This is a genomic window from Isoptericola sp. NPDC057559 (genome assembly GCF_042801555.1).
Lineage (GTDB): Bacteria > Actinomycetota > Actinomycetes > Actinomycetales > Cellulomonadaceae > Isoptericola.
In genome coordinates this window covers 11636-27564 of record NZ_JBHVFQ010000024.1, presented here as the reverse complement: position 1 = coordinate 27564, position 15929 = coordinate 11636, and the positions used below count along the sequence as shown (strand labels likewise).

Genomic DNA, 15929 nt, shown 5'->3' with positions numbered 1-15929 from the left:
GTCAGTCCTGGTCGGCGAGGATCCGGTTCGCCTTCTCCTGGGCGGCGTCCAGGGCCTCCTGGGCGCCCTTCTTCCCGGAGATGGCGAGCTGCAGCTCGGACACGACGGCCGACTGCACCGCGTCGGACCAGTTGTAGATGAAGGCGTTGGTCGCCTCCTGCGAGAGCTCCACCGAGAGGCGGTTGGCCTGGTCGAGCGGCGTGTCGCCGGAGATGTCGGTGAACTTCGGGATGTCCATCGAGTCGGTCGTGGACGGGAAGTTCGAGACCCGCTCGTCGGAGACGAACGCCTTCTGGTTCTCCGGGTCGAGCAGGAACCGCGCGAACGCCAGCGCGGTGGCGGGGTTCTTGCTCGTGGAGGGCACGGCGACGAGCTGGCTCTCGGCGATGGCGGCGCCACGGGCGTCCAGCAGCGGGGCGACGCCCGTCTTGCCGTAGGTCGTCTCGTTGGTCTCCTGCACGTACCGCAGGTAGGAGGGGATGCTCGAGCCCCACACGACGTCGCCGGCGGAGTAGAGCTGCGTGACGTCGACGTCGCTGGACAGCGTGTCCTTGGGCAGCGCGCCGTCCCGGTACAGCTCCGCGTACTTCTGCACCCATGCGAGCACCTTCGGGTCGTCGGCGAAGGTGAACTCCGACTCGTCCTCGGTGGTGATCGCCGCGTCCATGAACTGCCAGTCGGACGGCACGCGGGTGAACGGGTTGGCGGCGAAGGCGTAGGCCTGGCCGTCGGAGCCCTCGGCGACCGCCGCCGACTGGTCGAACTGCTCCATGATCGTCGTCGGCGGCGTCGACGGGTCGAGCCCCACCTTCGTCATGAGGTCGGTGTTGAAGGTCTGGATGCCGAGCAGGCCCCAGTACCAGGGCATGACGTAGTGGTGGTCCGAGCCGGGGAACGTCATCGAGTCCCACAGGGACGGGATGAAGTCGGCGCCCGCGTCGGGCGCGGCCGTGGACAGGTCGAGGAGGAAGTTCTCCTTGTACAGGGCGTAGGCCGTCGTCTGGTTGAGGTTCAGGACGTCGGGGAGCGCGCACGACTGCGCGTCGGTGACGAGGCGCTGGGTGAACGTCGCGTCACCGGGGTCGTCCTGCCAGGTCACCGTCACCCCCGGGTACTTCTTCTCGAAGGCGTCGATGACCCCGTCGAAGTACTCGCTGAACGACGACTTCAAGGCCGTCGTCTGGAGCACGATCTCGCCCTGCGGCTCGCCGGTGACGGGCTCGCCGCTCGTCACCTCGTCGGACAGCTCGCAGGGTCCGGCCATGGTGGCGGCGTCGCCGCCGCCCGACCCACCGCCGATACCGCAGGCCGCCAGCAGCAGCGCCGGGGCGACGAGTGCCGTGGCACGCAACGCCGCGCTGCGTCGGGCCCCTCCCCGGGCACGGGTGTTAAGTTCCATGTCGATCCTCTCTTCGGGGTTCGCGCCGGTCCGGGCCTCGGCCCGACCGGCAGTCGCGAGCGGCAACTCGCGACGTCGGTTGTCCGCGTCGGGTCATGTCCCGACGCGCGGCACCTGCCGGCTCGGCGTCGTCAGGGCACGACGCCGAGCACGGGCACACGGTCCGGGACTCCGAAGAGCTCCTCCCGCGCGAGGGCGAGCGCGGTGGTGACCGCGCCCGCGACGACCGCACCGGCGCCGAGCGCCGTGACGCTCACCGCCGGCCGCATCGGGGACATGTCGTGGAGGTTGCCGGCGATCGCGTCCGTGAGCCGTTCCCCGCCGGCGGCGGCGACGGTGCCGGACAGGACCAGCCGCTCGGGGTCCAGCACCGCGCAGACCGTGAGGCACAGGAGCGCGAAGCGCTCCGCGACCTCGGCGAGGTAGGTGGCGTTCACGTCGGGGTGGCGCGACGGGTCGGCCAGCATCTCCTCGGGCGTCGCGTCCAGGACGTCGTGCGTCGCGAGCAGGTCGGCGAGGCGGGCCCGGGCGACCAGCGACTGGAAGCCGGCCTCGGGCCGGCCGTAGGGCCGGCCCCACGGGACGTAGCCGACCTCGCCCGCGTACCCGTGGGCGCCGCGCAGCAGCTCGCCGTCCAGGACGATGCCCACGCCGAGGCCTTCGTCACACCGCATCAGCGCGAAGCTCCGGGACTCCCGGCCCGCGCCGAGGCGCTGCTCGGCCAGGGCGGCGAGGTTCACGTCGTTCTCGAGGCGCACGGGCGCACCGACCGCGCTCTCCAGGCGGGCCAGCTGGCCCGCGCCCCAGTCCGCGTGGCCGGAGACGAAGTCGATGTCTCCGGCCGGGGTGACCACGCCGGGCGTCCCGACGACGACGCTCCGCAGCGCCGTCGTGGAGATCCCGACCTGGGCCGAGGCCTCCCCCAGGACGCGCGCCACCAGGTCCTCCGCGCGGTCCCCGGAGCCGTGCTCCGCCTCGACCTCGGCGACCACGGCGCCCGTCACGTCGGCGACGGCCACCTGCACGCGGGTCGGCTGCATCTCCACGCCGGCGACGTGCGCGAGGTCCCGCCGCACCTCGTAGGTCATGGCGTTGGGCCCGCGCTGGACGGTCTCGGCCTCGCCGGCGGTCACGAGGAGCCCGCGGTCGAGGAGCCGCTGCACGAGGTCGCCGGTGGCGGGGCGCGAGAGGGCCGCCGCGCGGGCGATCGCCGGCCGGGCGAGAGGTCCGTGGTCGAGGAGCAGGTCCACCACCAGGCGCTCGTTGACCGACAGGCCTCGGTCCGGTCCAGCGCCCATACCGCGTTCCTCCTCGAACTCGTCAACCATCGTCGGATAACTAGCAGGCAGGTTACCTGATAGTTGAGTCCACCGGAAGACCCGGTCGTGCACCTCGTGCCTCCACCACCTATCCTGTGAAGGCCCATGACTGAAATGACCGAGTTCGCCGCGCCCCCGGCTCCCCCGCGCGCGGCCGCCCACCACGACGTCCAGCCCCGGCAGCGGTGACCGCATGACACCGGAGGAACCGACCGAGGAGTCGGCAGGCGGGCACGTGGTGCTCGGCGGGAAGTACGTGCTCGGCGACATCCTCGGCACGGGCGGCACCTACACCGTCTACGAGGCCTCGCGCCTGCCGCGCGAGGCGCCCGGCGAGAGCGACGCCCCCGCCGACGGCGACGAGCCGGCCGAGGCGGCCGAGGCCGACGAGCCGGAGCTGCTCGTCAAGGTCCTCCACCCCCACCTGGTCGACGACGAGGTGGCCCGCACGGCGCTCGCCAGCGAGATCGCGGCGTCCGCCGAGGTGGACCATCCGGGCGTCGCGAAGGTCCTCGACACCGGCGAGGACGAGGTCGCGGGCGCGAACGTCCCCTGGCTCCTGATGCGCCACCTCCCCGGCGTCCCCCTCTCGGAGCTGGCGGCCGGCACGGGCCTGCCCTGGCAGGAGGCGCTCGCCGTGGTGGCCGGGCTGCTCGACGGCCTCGGCGCCGTGCACGCCGCGGGGCTGGTGCACCGCGACGTCGGGCCGCGCAACGTCGTGGTCGACCGGCACGAGGACGGCACGATGTCCGTCGGGCTGCTCGACCTGGGCCTCGCGGGTCCCGGGGGCGGCGACGGCGACGGCGACCTCGTCACCGGCTCCGCGGCCTACATGTCGCCCGAGCAGGCGCGGGGCAAGCCGCTCGACGCCCGCAGCGACCTGTACTCGGCCGGCGCGCTGGCGTACTTCGCCCTCACCGGGCACCCGCCGTACGAGCGGGCGCGGCCCGCCGACGTCCTGCGCGCCCACGTCGAGGCGCCCGTTCCCGCTCCGTCCGCCCGACGCCCCGCCGTCCCCGCCGCCGTGGACCGGTTCGTGGCCCGGGCGATGGCCAAGAACCCGGCCCGCCGGTACGCGTCGACCGCCGCGATGGAGGGCGCCGTCGCGACGCTCCTCGGCACGGGCGGCACCGCCGTCCTGGGGGCCGCCGCGGTGGCACCCACCGCACCGGCGGCGCCCGCGGCACCCGGAACACCCGACGGCGACCAGACCCAGACGCTCGGCCAGATCGCCGAGGACGACCCGCACCGCACGGCGGTGATCGGGATGGCCGCCGCCGCGGGCGCGGCGGCGGCCGCGGACGCCGAGGTCCAGCGCACGCGCCAGCTCGGCGCCGTGCCGCCGTCGGAGCTCCCGCCCGACGCTCCCGGCGAGGAGACGCCCGCCGGCGGACCCCCCGCCCCGGGCGCCGGCGAGGACGCTGCCGAGGAGCCCGCGCGTCGGGGCCGCCGCATCGCGATCGTCGTCGTGCTCGCGCTCCTCCTGGCGTCCGCGGGCGCGTTCGCGTTCTGGTCGCTCCGCGACCCGGACGACGGCCGCCCGGTCGTCCCCGCGACCCACAGCCCGTCGCCGTCGCCCAGCACGACGGCGACCGAGCCCACCACCGCGCCGCCCACGCAGCCGGAGACGGGTCAGACGTCACGGCCGCGGCCGACGGCGACCAGCACGCCGACCCCCACGCCGACGCCCACCGACACGCCGACGCCCACCGCGACCCCCACGCCCACCGCCAAGCCCACGCCGACGAGCACGCCGACGCCGACGTCGAAGCCGACGCCCACCGACGAGCCGACCGAGCCGGACCCCACGCCCACCGACGTCGAGCCGGACCCCGACCCGACCACCACCGCCCCCGCGGAGCCCGACCCCACGCCCACCGGCGACGCCGGCGGCACGGGCGGCACGGGCGGCGACGCCGGCACCACCTCCTGACCGCACCGTCCCAGGTCGATCGGCCCGGACTCCCCCTGGGCCCGCGTCCCGACGACCGGTGACCAACGGCCCTGTCCCGCCGCCCGAGCCCCTGCCAGGCTGGGCACCGAGGGACGCGCCGCGGGTCCCGCCGAGGTGCGACGGGTCCGCCCCGGCACGCCCTCCGGCCCGACCCGGAAGGACGCCACCATGAACACCCGCGAACGCCCGTCGCCCGTCGTCGTCGCCGTCGACGGCACCGACCGCAGCGCCGGAGCCGTCCGGTACGCGCTCCACGAGGCACGGCGACGGCGGGCCGGCGTGCGCGTCGTCCACGTCGCCCCCGCGACGCTGCCCGTCGGCGGGTCGATGCCTTACATGAACTACCCCCGCGAGGACCTGCTGGGCACTGCGCGCGAGATCCTCGGCCGCGCGGTCGCCGAGGCGCGCGCCGCGGCCCCGGAGCTCGACGTCGAGGGCGTGCTGCGCCAGGGGCGGCGGGTGGTCGAGATCGCCGTCGCCGGGGCCTCCGGCAGCCTCGTCGTGCTCGGCCGCGAGACGCGGCAGGGACCCGACCGGGTCTACACCGGCACCACGACGGCCGGCGTCGCGGCACGCGCCACGGTGCCCGTGGCGGTGGTGGACGGGGACTGGCGGCCGACCGAGCACGGTCGGGTGGTCGCGGGCATCGAGCCGGCCGGGGCCGAGCTCCTGTCGTACGCCTTCCCGCTGGCCTCCTCGCGGGGCGCGCTGCTGCAGGTGGTGCACGTCTGGCACGTGCCCGACGCCTACGCGGCCCTCGACCACCACCGGGCCGTCACCGGCGAGTGGGTGGTGGCGGCCACCCAGCTGCTGGAGTCGACGGTCGCCGACTGGCGGGCGAGCTTCCCGGACGTCGAGGTCGAGGTCACGGTCGTGCCCGGCCGGCCGGCGGCGCAGCTGGTCGACGCCGCGGCCTCCGCCGACGTCCTGCTCCTGGCCCGCCGGAGACGGGACCTCGAGCACCCGGGCCGGCTCGGCCCCACCACCCGGGCGGTGCTGGGGCGACCCGGCGTCCCGGTCGAGGTCGTGCCCATGACGGGCGTGCCGAGGCACGCGCCGCTGGTGCTCGAGCGGTTCGGCGAGATCCTCAAGAGCTGACGGGGCGGGTCAGCTCAGCGGCGGGTCCACGACGACCGCGCGCACGCCGGCCACCGTGCGCGCGAGCGACGACGCCAGGCGGAGGTCGGCGGGCGTCCCGCCGCTGAGCCGCACGACGCCGTCCTCCACCACGCAGCCGCCGTCGTCGAGCCCGGCGCCCCGCAGCTGCGCCACGACGTCCCGGCGCACCTGCTCGTCCCGGCGCGCCAGCGCGCGGACCACGTCGCTGCGGCTGAGCATCCCGACCACGCGCGACCCCAGGACGACGGGGACGGAGCGGATGCCGTGGGCGAGCATCGTCCCGACCAGGGCCGCGACGTCCTGGTTCGGCGCGGCGGTGATCACGGCGCGCGTCATGACGTCGCCCACCCTCGTCTCGACCAGGGCGGGGTCGGCGCCGGGCGCGTCGTCCCGCCGCAGGGTCGCCCGGGGGTCCCGCGCGACCCCGCTCGCCAGGAGGTCGGCCTCGCTCACGATGCCCACGAGGCGCCGGTCGCCGTCGACGACCGGGAGCGCGGTCACCGCGCGGTCGCCCAGCTGCCGCAGCGCGTCCTCCACCCGGGCGTCCGGCCCGACGGTGGCCACGGCGGTGGTCATGATGTCGGCGGCGAGCACGGCGGTCCTCCCGGCGGTCGGGTCGGTGGTCGGGTCGGTGGTCGGTCCACCTCAGTGTCGGTCACGTTCGAGCGCGGGGCCCGGCGCGGGGCCGAGGACGACGTCGTCCAGGTCGCGGCGCGGCGTCGCGGGCGCGCCCGTGCCGTACCCGAGGCGCAGGAGCATCTGCGCCCGGGACTCCGGGCAGCACGCGCGCTCCAGCTCGGCGCGCGTGGCGGGGTCCTCCAGCACCCGGGTGGCGAACGACGCCTGGACGCCCCGGGTGGTGGCGACCAGGAGCATCCGCTCCAGGGCCTGGCCGGCGACGACCCAGTCGCGCGGGCCGTCCGCACGGGTCGTGACGATGACGGCCGTGGCGCCGCTCTCGAAGGTCCGCGCCCCGGAGGCCTCGTCGCGACCCGCCGGGGGCACGTCGCGCACCGGTTCGCGGAACCACGTCCCCATGGCGTCGGCCGGCACCCCGTCCGGCCCGCCGCGCGGGACGCCGAGCCAGTCCCGGTCCTCCTCCTGCCGCTCCCCGTCCAGCACGACGAAGGCCTCGGCCCGGCGCATCGCGGTCACCAGCGCCCCGTGGGCGGGGGCACGCGGGCCGACCAGGACGAGGCCGGCCTGCTCGAGCGCCACGGCGCGCCCCAGCAGCGCGACCGTGGCCGGGTCGAGCGGCGTCGAGACCCTCGACCCGCGCGCCGTACGGCGCGCGCCGATCGCGGCGTACAGGTGCGGGTCGAAGAAGCCCGGAGCGGTGAGCGGGCCCAGCGCGACGCGGGCGACGAGCATCGGGTCGTCGGGGTCCGGCACGAGCCGGGCGTGCGCGTCCAGGCCCTCGTGCGCGGCGGCCACGCGCAGGTTCAGGAGGAACGCCCCGCAGCTGACGAACATCTCCCGGCCCTGCGGGTCCGTGCGCGGCAGCCGGCGCGCCGGGTCGGCCCGCAGGCTCAGGTGCCGCTCGTCGTGCACCCGCACGGCCCAGGGCTGGGTGTTGTGCACGCTCGGCGCCCGCGTCCCCGCGTCGATGATCCGTCCGATGCGCCCGTCGTCGCCCGCCATGGGTCCCACGGTGCGACGCGCGACCGGCGGGCTGCCAGAGGCGAAGGTCCCGGCCGGCCGGGCCACCACGGAGCGCGGGCAGGGTCCGCGCCGTGACCAACGGCCCTGGCGGGGACCCGGCCGACGGCCCTGCCCAGCGGGCCCGCCCCGGCGAAGAGTGGGGTCAGCGAGACGTCCACGACCCACGAGGGACCGGAGCTTCCGATGGACACCAGGCAGGACCGCCCGATCGTCGTCGGCGTCGACGGGTCGCCGGAGTCCGCACGGGCCCTGGCGTTCGCCGTCCGCCAGGCCGAGCGGGACGGGTGCTCGCTGTGGCTGATCAACGCGATCCACGAGGTCGTGCCGGTCGGCCCCATGCTGCCCGTGCTCCGCGGCGACCCGCTGGTCGACGTCGGGCACCAGCTGCTCGCCGAGGCGCGCGACCTCGTGGAGGACCTGTCGGACGGCAGGGTCGCGACGCGGCTCCAGGTGGCCCTCGGGCCCGCGGTCGAGCTCCTCGCCGCGGCGGGCGGTCAGGCGCGCCTCGTCGTCCTCGGCCACCGCTCCGCACCCTTCGTCGAGCGGATGTTCACGGGCAGCACGACATTCGGCGTCGTGGCGAGGGCCGTCTGCCCCGTCGTGAGCGTGCCCGAGGGCTGGGCGCAGGACGACGACCGCGGCCGGGTCGTCGCCGCCGTCGACGGGTCGCGGTGCTCGCCGGAGGTCCTCGCGCACGCCTTCGCGGTGGCCGCGCAGCGCTCCGCCCGCGTGGAGGTCCTGCACTGCTGGCGCCTGGACCCGTTCTACAGCTACCTCGTCGACGAGTGGGCGGTCCAGGAGGAGTGGGGCGCGCAGGCGCACGGCATCGTCGACGCCCTCGTGGCGGACGCCGCCCGCGCGCACCCCGACGTGCCGTTCGAGAACCACCTCGAGTACGCGGGCGTGGCCGACACCCTGGTGCGCCGCTCCGCGGACGCCGACCTCCTGGTCATGGGCCGCCACGGGCACGGCGCCCTCGGCGCGCGGATGATGGCCGCCGTCCTCGGCAGCGTGACCCGGGCCGTGCTCCAGCACGCCCGGTGCCCGGTCGAGGTCGTCCCGCCGCGGCCGCCGATGGAGGCGTCCCGCGCGCACGCCGAGGAAGGGCGGGCGACGGAGCCCGCCGACGACGGACAGCTCCTCGTCCCGGCCACCGCCCCGGTCGCCGGAGCCCCCGCCGCCGCGTCGGTCGGCGGCCCGTCCTCAGGAGGATCGCCATCATGAGCAGCAGCACGCACGAGAGTCGTCACGACGCGGCTCCCCCGGTCGTCGCGCGACCGGGCGGCCCCGACGAGGCGTCGACCGGGATCTCGCCGGGGGCGCGGCGGGCCCTGCGGTACGTCGGCGGCGTCATCAGGATCTGCCTCGGCTGGATCTTCCTGTGGGCCTTCCTCGACAAGCTGTTCGGCCTCGGCCACGAGACGCCGGCCGACGGCGCCTGGCTCCAGGGCGGCCAGCCCACCGCCGGGTTCCTCGGGAACGCCACGGCCGGCCCGTTCGCCGACTTCTACCAGGGCCTCGCCGGTCAGGCGTGGGTGGACTGGCTGTTCATGGTCGGGCTGCTGGGCCTCGGTCTGGCGCTGATCCTCGGCATCGGCATGCGTGTCGCGGCCGTGACCGGCGCCCTCCTGCTGGTGCTCATGTGGTCCGCGGTCCTGCCGCCCGCGAACAACCCGTTCATGGACGACCACCTGGTCTACGCGCTGGTCCTGGTCGCCCTCGCGCTCGGTGACGCCGGACGCACCCTCGGGCTCGGCGGCTGGTGGCAGCGCACGTCGCTGGTCCGTCGATGGCCCGTCCTGGTGTGACGGGGCCGCACCCGACCGCCCCCGGGCGCCCCCCGGGGGTCGGCCGTGCCCGGCGGGAACGGCCGGAATACGCTCCACACGTGGACAGGACCTCGGAAGAGGTGCAGGACGCCGTCCTGCAGGCGGTCAGCGGCCCCGCGGCCGACTTCGACCTGCGCGACCTGCTGGTCGGCGTGGTGCGGGCCGCGTGCGCGCTGTCCGGCGCGCGCTACGGGGCGCTCGGCGTGATCGGCCGCTCCCGGCGGCACCTCGTCGAGTTCGTCGCCGAGGGTGTCACCGACGAGGAGCGCGCACGGATCGGGCCCCTGCCGACGGGGCGCGGGCTCCTCGGCCACCTCATCGTCCACCAGGAGGCCCTGCGCCTCGACGACCTGTCCCGGCACCCGTCGTCCTCGGGCTTCCCGCCGGGGCACCCCCCGATGACCACCTTCCTCGGGCTGCCCGTGAAGGTGCGGGGCCACGTCTTCGGCAACCTGTACCTCACGGACAAGACCACCGGCCCGACCTTCACGGCCGACGACGAGCGCGCGGTCGCCGCGCTCGCGAGCCTGGCCGGCCTCGCCGTCGACCACGCCCACCTGCTCCTCACGGCCGAGCGGCGCGCGCGCTGGCTGGAGGCGACCGCCGCCGTGCCCGCGGCGGTCCTGCGCGCCGCGGGGACGGACGAGGCCGTCGACGCCGTGCTGCGCGCGGCCCTGCGGGCGTCGGGCGGCCGGACCGCGCTGGCGATCGCCCCCGACCCGGCCGACGCGCTGCGGACGTTCACGGTCCGCGCCGCCGTCGGCGACCTGTCCCGCGACCCCGCGCGCACGCTGGCCGACCTGCACCCCGCCCTCATGCTCGCGATGGCGAGCAGCGAGACCCGCTGGGCCGAGGTGCCGGACGACGGCGAGGCCGTCATGACCCGGCTCTCCATCGACACGCTCACCCGGGGCGCGCTCGTCGTCGTGCTGCCCGGCCGCGGCTACGCGGAGAACCTCACCGAGGAGTCCGACTTCGTCACCGCCTTCGCGGGCCAGGCGTCCCTCGTCCTGGAGCGGCGGCACACCAGGGCCATGCAGCAGGAGATCGCCGTCCTCGCGGAGCGCAACCGCATCGCGCGCGACCTGCACGACGTCGTCACCCAGCGGCTGTTCGCGCTCGGGCTGCAGATCACGGCCATCGAGCGGCGCTCCCCGCCGGACGTGCGCGAGCGCCTGCGCACCGTGACCGACGACCTCGACGCCACCATCCGCGAGGTGCGGCACTCGATCGCCGAGCTGCGGCCGGCCCACGGCCGGCAGGACTCCCTGCGTTCCAAGGTCCAGACGCTCGTGGCGGAGTACGCCCGGGTGCTGGACCGCCCCCCGGTGCTGCGGATCGAGGGGCCCGTCGACACGGTCGTCGACGGCGCGCTGCACCACCACGTGGTCGCGGTCCTGCGCGAGGGGCTGTCCAACAGCGCGCGGCACGCGGCCGCCGGCACCGTCTGGGTCGACGTCGTCGCGACCACCGGCGAGCTGACCTGCACGGTCGGCGACGACGGCCGCGGCTTCGACCCCGCGGCGGCGCGCGGCGGGCTGCTCAACCTCGCCGACCGTGCCCGCGAGCTCGGCGGGACCCTCGAGCTCGCGCCCCGCGCGCCGCGCGGCAGCGTGCTCACCTGGCGCGTGCCGGTGCGCGGTGCCGGCGGCCCCGCCGCCCCCGCCTGAGGGGCGCCCGTCAGGCAGGGCCGTTCTCGGGCGCTCCCAGCAGCCGGGTCGCCAGGACGGCGGCCTGCGTCCTCGACTCCAGGTCGAGCTTCGTGAGGATGTTCGACACGTAGTTCTTCACCGTCTTCTCGGAGAGGAACATCTGCGCCCCGATCTGCCGGTTCGTCAGGCCCTCCGCGATCAGGGTCAGCACCTTGTGCTCCTGCGCGCTCAGCACCGCCAGCGCGGGAGCCTGCGCGGGCCCGGCGCGCAGCCGCTCCAGCACGCGCGCCGTCAGGGCCGGGTCGATCAAGGACTGGCCGGCGGCCACCCGGCGCACCGCGTCGACGACGTCGGACCCGCTGATCACCTTCAGCAGGTAGCCGGCCGCGCCCGCCATGATCGCCGAGAACAGCGCCTCGTCGTCGTCGTACGACGTGAGCATCAGCGCCCGGAGCCCCGGCACCGACGAGTGCAGCTCGCGGCAGACCTCGATCCCGGAGCCGTCCTGCAGCCGCACGTCGAGCAGCGCGACGTCGGGCCGGGCGCGCGGGATCTCCCGCATCGCCTCGGCCGCCGTCCCGGAGCTGCCCACGACCTCGAGGCCGTCCTCGGTCTCGAACAGGCTCTCCAGACCGCGCCGCACCAGCTCGTGGTCGTCGAGGAGGTAGACCCGCACCCGCTCCATGGCTTCGTTCTACCCCCGCGCCGGGCGGGTCACCATCGCTCCCGGCGGCGCTGGCGGGTGAAGCGGCAGGTCAGCGGCGCGGCGGCGCCGAGGGTGGGCCCGGAGGGACTCGAACCCCCGACATCCACGGTGTAAGCGTGGCGCTCTGACCAGCTGAGCTACAGGCCCTGGGCAGCGCAGGAAAGAATACCGGGCGCCGGGGTCCCGCCGGTACCAGCGCCGCGCCGCCGCCGGCGCCGGCCGCGTCAGAGCTCGGCGAGCGCCGCCCGGTAGGACTCCAGGTCACGACGCTGCCCGCGCGGGTTGACGACCGACCAGCGCACGATCCCGTCGACGTCGACGAGGAACGACCCGCGCAGGGCGTGCCCGCTGCCGGCGTCGAGGACGCCGTAGGACTCCGCGACGGCCCCGTGCGGCCAGAAGTCGCTGAGCAGGTCGAAGCCGAACCCCTCCTGCTCCTGCCACGCCTTGAGCGCGAAGACGGGGTCGGTCGAGACGGCCAGCAGGCGCACGCCCGCGGCCTCGAAGTCCTCGATGTTGTCGCGCAGCTCGCACAGCTCGCCCGTACAGATGCCCGAGAAGGCGAACGGGTAGAACACGACCAGCACGTTCTCGCCCCGGAGGTCGGCCAGGTGCACGGGGGTCCCGTGCGTGTCCGGGAGCGTGAAGTCGGGGGCGGGGTCGCCGGGCCGCCACCGCACCTCGGGGGCGGTACCGCTCACCGGCTCAGCGCCCGCGACCGCGGTTGGCGAGCTTCGTGGCCGACCAGTCCGGCGCGACGGCGAAGGTGCTGGTGGCGTGCAGGCCGGCCGTGGTCGCGGCCTCCTGGATCTCGTCGTGCCCCACGTGGCCGTCGCGTCCGGGCTTCGGCGTGAGCAGCCAGACCAGCCCGCCGTCGTCCAGCACGGTCAGCACGTCGACCAGCATGTCCGTGAGGTCGCCGTCGTCGTCACGCCACCACACGATGACGCCGTCGGTGACGTCGTCGTAGTCCTCGTCGACGAGCTCACCGCCGACGACCTCCTCGACCGCCGCACGGAGCGCGTCGTCGACGTCGTCGCCCCATCCGAACTCCTGCACCACCTGGCCGGGGGCGAACCCGAATCGAGCTACCGGGGATTCCGCCTGCTTACCCACGTTGGACCTTCGTTCCTCTCCGTCTGACGAATACCGACGCGCGCGCGAAGCGCTCTTCGGTCGTGTGCGCCAACGTAGTCCACCGGAAGCGGCGCCGCCCGGCAACCCCCGGGTGGCCTCCAGGTTTGCCGGATGCCGGGACGGGACAGTGACCTCCGCAACAACCGGTAGGCCCGGCATGACGTAGATCACGGATCCTTGACCGCCTGATGGTGTTCCCCCGAGCCGTCTGGGGACACAATGAGTGATGACCACCCGTTCGGGGGCCGCACCGTCGCGACCACGCGTCGCGGTGCCCTCACGACGGGATGCCTGACACGGACCGGGGCGGCGACCATGTGCCGCACACCGTCCGCAGATGAGAGAGGTTGCTGGTGGCTTCGTACGACGAGACCGGACCGTTGATCAACGGCCTGCTCAGCGCCGTCCCGGACATCGACCCCGCCGAGACCGGCGAGTGGGTCGAGTCGTTCGACGGCCTGATCGACGACAAGGGCGGCCCGCGGGCGCGCTACGTCATGCTGAACCTGCTGCGCCGCGCGCGGGAGCGCAACGTGCACATCCCCGCGTCGGTGGCGACGCCGTACGTCAACTCGATCGCCGTGCACGACGAGCCGTACTTCCCGGGCGACGAGGCCATGGAGCGGCGCTACCGCTCGTGGATCCGCTGGAACGCCGCCGTCATGGTGACGCGCGCGCAGCGCCCGGAGGTCGCGGTGGGCGGCCACATCTCGTCGTACGCGTCGGTGGCGACGCTGTACGAGGTGGGCCTCAACCACTTCTTCCGCGGCAAGGACCACCCCGGCGGCGGCGACCAGGTGTACTTCCAGGGCCACTCCTCGCCCGGCCAGTACGCCCGCAGCTTCCTCGAGGGCCGCATGTCCGCCGAGACGCTGGACGGCTTCCGCCAGGAGAAGTCGCACGCCGGCGGCGGCCTGCCCTCCTACCCGCACCCGCGGATGCTGCCGGACTTCTGGGAGTTCCCGACGGTCTCCATGGGCCTCGGCCCGGCCTCCGCGATCTACCAGGCGTGGACCAACCGGTACCTGCACAACCGCGGGATCAAGGACACGAGCCAGCAGGACGTCTGGGCGTTCCTCGGCGACGGCGAGATGGACGAGCCGGAGTCGCGCGGCATGCTGCAGCTCGCGGCGCACCAGTCGCTGGACAACCTGACCTTCGTCGTGAACTGCAACCTGCAGCGCCTCGACGGCCCGGTCCGCGGAAACGGCAAGATCATCCAGGAGCTGGAGGCCCAGTTCAAGGGCGCCGGCTGGAACGTCATCAAGGTGATCTGGGGCCGCGAGTGGGACGCCCTGCTCAACGCGGACAAGGACCGCGCGCTGGTCAACCTCATGAACGCCACGCCCGACGGCGACTACCAGACCTACCGTGCGGAGTCCGGCGCGTTCATCCGCGAGCACTTCTTCGGCCGCGACCCGCGGACCAAGGCGCTCGTCGAGAACATGACCGACGACGACATCTGGAACATGAAGCGCGGCGGCCACGACTACCGCAAGATCTACGCGGCGTACTCGGCCGCGCGCGCCCATACGGGCCAGCCGACGGTCATCCTGGCGCAGACGGTCAAGGGCTACGCCCTCGGCTCGAGCTTCGCGGGCCGCAACGCCACGCACCAGATGAAGAAGGTCAAGAACGAGGACCTCAAGGCGCTGCGCGACAACCTGCGCATCCCGCTGACGGACGAGCAGATCGACGCCGACCCGTACCTGCCCCCGTACTTCCACCCGGGGATGGACGACGAGGCGATCCAGTACATGCTGGAGCGCCGCCGGCACCTGGGCGGGTTCCTGCCCGAGCGTCGCGCGACGCCGAAGCCGCTCACGCTCCCGGAGCCGAAGGCCTACGAGATCCTCAAGAAGGGCTCGGGCACGCAGCACGTCGCCAGCACCATGGCCTTCGTGCGCCTGCTCAAGGACCTCATCAAGGACAAGGAGTTCGGCAAGCGCATCGTGCCGATCATCCCCGACGAGGCCCGCACCTTCGGTCTGGACGCGATCTTCCCGAGCGCCAAGATCTTCAACACGCAGGGGCAGAACTACCTCGCCGTGGACCGCGAGCTCATGCTGAGCTACAAGGAGTCCGAGGCCGGGCAGATCATGCACACCGGCATCAACGAGGCGGGTTCGGCCGCCGCGTTCCAGTCCGTCGGCACGTCGTACGCGACGCACGGCGAGGCCATGGTGCCGGTCTACATCTTCTACTCGATGTTCGGCTTCCAGCGGACCGGCGACCAGTTCTGGGCGGCCGGCGACCAGCTCGCCCGCGGCTTCATCATCGGCGCCACGGCCGGCCGCACCACCCTCACGGGTGAGGGCCTGCAGCACGCCGACGGCCACTCGCCGCTCATCGCCGGCACCAACACGGCGATGGTCCAGTACGACCCGGCGTTCGGCTACGAGATCCGCCACATCGTGCGCGACGGCATCGAGCGCATGTACGGCGACGGGTCCGACGGCCGCGACCAGAACGTCATGTACTACCTCACGGTGTACAACGAGCCGATGATCCAGCCGGCCGAGCCGGAGGACGTGGACGTCGACGGCATCCTCCGCGGCATCCACCGGATCTCGACGTCCGGCGCCGAGGGCCCCAAGGCGCAGCTCCTCGCCTCCGGCGTGGGCGTGCCGTGGGCGCTCGAGGCGCAGCAGCTCCTCGCCGAGGACTGGGGCGTGTCGGCCGACGTGTGGTCGGTGACCTCCTGGAACGAGCTGCGTCGTGACGCGCTCGCCGCGGAGAAGGACGCCCTCGTCGACCCGGCCGCCGAGCCGCGTACCCCGTACGTGACGCAGAAGCTGTCGGGCGCCCAGGGCCCGTTCGTCGCGACGAGCGACTACGACCACCTGGTGCCCGACCAGATCCGCGCCTGGGTGCCCGGCGACTACGCGGTGCTCGGGGCGGACGGCTTCGGCTTCTCCGACACGCGTGCCGCCGCGCGCCGCTTCTTCCTCATCGACGGTCCGTCGATGGTCGTGAAGACGCTGCAGCAGCTCGCCCGCCGCGGCGAGGTCCCGGCCGACGTGGTCGCCAAGGCGGTCGAGAAGTACCGCCTGCTCGACGTGAACGCCGGCACCTCCGGCGTCGCGGGCGGCGACAGCTGACCCGCCCGCCGAGGTAGCGAGGAGGCCCCGAGCCGTACGGCTCGGGGCCTC

Annotated in this window: 13 protein-coding genes and 1 tRNA gene; 6 read left to right on the top strand and 8 right to left on the bottom strand. The window is 74.5% G+C overall.

What is annotated here, in order from left to right; genetic code table 11:
* Position 1 precedes the first annotated feature (1 nt).
* The gene (locus ACFU5J_RS17815) at positions 2-1351 is read right to left on the bottom strand and encodes an extracellular solute-binding protein (protein ID WP_430579619.1); all 1350 of its coding nucleotides are present in this window, start codon (positions 1349-1351) and stop codon (positions 2-4) included.
* A 179-nt stretch (positions 1352-1530) separates the two neighbouring features.
* A complete protein-coding gene (locus ACFU5J_RS17810; RefSeq protein ID WP_430579618.1) occupies positions 1531-2697 on the bottom strand; it encodes an ROK family protein in 1167 nt (388 codons plus the stop codon).
* A 214-nt stretch (positions 2698-2911) separates the two neighbouring features.
* On the opposite strand from ACFU5J_RS17810, the gene ACFU5J_RS17805 reads away from it, so the two are divergent.
* Both ACFU5J_RS17805 and ACFU5J_RS17800 read left to right on the top strand, forming a co-directional pair.
* On the top strand, positions 2912-4651 hold the full coding sequence (locus ACFU5J_RS17805) for a protein kinase (protein WP_430579617.1): 1740 nt from the start codon (positions 2912-2914) through the stop codon (positions 4649-4651).
* A gap of 189 nt (positions 4652-4840) precedes the next feature.
* Complete coding sequence (locus tag ACFU5J_RS17800; RefSeq protein WP_430579616.1) at positions 4841-5770, top strand: universal stress protein; 930 nt, start codon at positions 4841-4843, stop codon at positions 5768-5770.
* A gap of 9 nt (positions 5771-5779) precedes the next feature.
* On the opposite strand, the gene ACFU5J_RS17795 is transcribed toward ACFU5J_RS17800, so the two are convergent.
* Positions 5780-6385 carry an HPP family protein gene (locus ACFU5J_RS17795; protein ID WP_430576066.1) on the bottom strand — a complete coding sequence of 202 codons (606 nt, stop codon included), beginning with the start codon at positions 6383-6385 and terminating at the stop codon, positions 5780-5782.
* A gap of 51 nt (positions 6386-6436) precedes the next feature.
* Positions 6437-7432, bottom strand: a complete 996-nt coding sequence (locus ACFU5J_RS17790; protein WP_430579615.1) for an Acg family FMN-binding oxidoreductase — start codon at positions 7430-7432, stop codon at positions 6437-6439.
* Between the two features lie 204 nt (positions 7433-7636).
* On the opposite strand from ACFU5J_RS17790, the gene ACFU5J_RS17785 reads away from it, so the two are divergent.
* The 3 genes from ACFU5J_RS17785 to ACFU5J_RS17775 all read left to right on the top strand — a co-directional run bounded on the left by ACFU5J_RS17785 (position 7637) and on the right by ACFU5J_RS17775 (position 10952).
* A complete protein-coding gene (locus ACFU5J_RS17785) occupies positions 7637-8677 on the top strand; it encodes a universal stress protein (protein ID WP_430579614.1) in 1041 nt (346 codons plus the stop codon).
* Positions 8674-9261, top strand: coding sequence for a DoxX family membrane protein (locus ACFU5J_RS17780; protein ID WP_430576069.1), 588 nt, complete (start codon positions 8674-8676; stop codon positions 9259-9261). The genes ACFU5J_RS17785 and ACFU5J_RS17780 overlap by 4 nt, the downstream gene beginning before the upstream one ends.
* An 80-nt stretch (positions 9262-9341) precedes the next feature.
* Positions 9342-10952 carry a GAF domain-containing sensor histidine kinase gene (locus ACFU5J_RS17775; RefSeq protein ID WP_430576070.1) on the top strand — a complete coding sequence of 537 codons (1611 nt, stop codon included), beginning with the start codon at positions 9342-9344 and terminating at the stop codon, positions 10950-10952.
* Between the two features lie 10 nt (positions 10953-10962).
* On the opposite strand, the gene ACFU5J_RS17770 is transcribed toward ACFU5J_RS17775, so the two are convergent.
* The 4 genes from ACFU5J_RS17770 to ACFU5J_RS17755 form a co-directional block, all read right to left on the bottom strand.
* Positions 10963-11619 carry a response regulator gene (locus ACFU5J_RS17770; protein ID WP_430579613.1) on the bottom strand — a complete coding sequence of 219 codons (657 nt, stop codon included), beginning with the start codon at positions 11617-11619 and terminating at the stop codon, positions 10963-10965.
* 94 nt (positions 11620-11713) lie between these two features.
* Positions 11714-11787 (bottom strand) — tRNA-Val (locus tag ACFU5J_RS17765).
* A gap of 77 nt (positions 11788-11864) precedes the next feature.
* Positions 11865-12341: a peroxiredoxin gene (locus tag ACFU5J_RS17760; RefSeq protein ID WP_430579612.1), complete on the bottom strand. Its 477-nt coding sequence runs from the start codon at positions 12339-12341 to the stop codon at positions 11865-11867.
* A gap of 4 nt (positions 12342-12345) precedes the next feature.
* A complete protein-coding gene (locus ACFU5J_RS17755; RefSeq protein WP_430576073.1) occupies positions 12346-12756 on the bottom strand; it encodes a DUF3052 domain-containing protein in 411 nt (136 codons plus the stop codon).
* A gap of 374 nt (positions 12757-13130) precedes the next feature.
* Between ACFU5J_RS17755 and aceE the strand changes: the two genes are divergently transcribed.
* Positions 13131-15878 carry a pyruvate dehydrogenase (acetyl-transferring), homodimeric type gene (gene aceE / locus ACFU5J_RS17750; RefSeq protein ID WP_430579611.1) on the top strand — a complete coding sequence of 916 codons (2748 nt, stop codon included), beginning with the start codon at positions 13131-13133 and terminating at the stop codon, positions 15876-15878.
* Positions 15879-15929 lie beyond the last annotated feature (51 nt).

Coding starts and splice junctions, on each gene's coding strand:
- ACFU5J_RS17800 (WP_430579616.1), top strand. CDS start 4,841: ATGAACACCCGCGAACGCCCGTCGCCCGTCGTCGTCGCCGTCGACGGC.
- ACFU5J_RS17780 (WP_430576069.1), top strand. CDS start 8,674: ATGAGCAGCAGCACGCACGAGAGTCGTCACGACGCGGCTCCCCCGGTC.
- ACFU5J_RS17810 (WP_430579618.1), bottom strand. CDS start 2,697: ATGGGCGCTGGACCGGACCGAGGCCTGTCGGTCAACGAGCGCCTGGTG.
- ACFU5J_RS17785 (WP_430579614.1), top strand. CDS start 7,637: ATGGACACCAGGCAGGACCGCCCGATCGTCGTCGGCGTCGACGGGTCG.
- ACFU5J_RS17770 (WP_430579613.1), bottom strand. CDS start 11,619: ATGGAGCGGGTGCGGGTCTACCTCCTCGACGACCACGAGCTGGTGCGG.
- ACFU5J_RS17790 (WP_430579615.1), bottom strand. CDS start 7,432: ATGGCGGGCGACGACGGGCGCATCGGACGGATCATCGACGCGGGGACG.
- ACFU5J_RS17805 (WP_430579617.1), top strand. CDS start 2,912: ATGACACCGGAGGAACCGACCGAGGAGTCGGCAGGCGGGCACGTGGTG.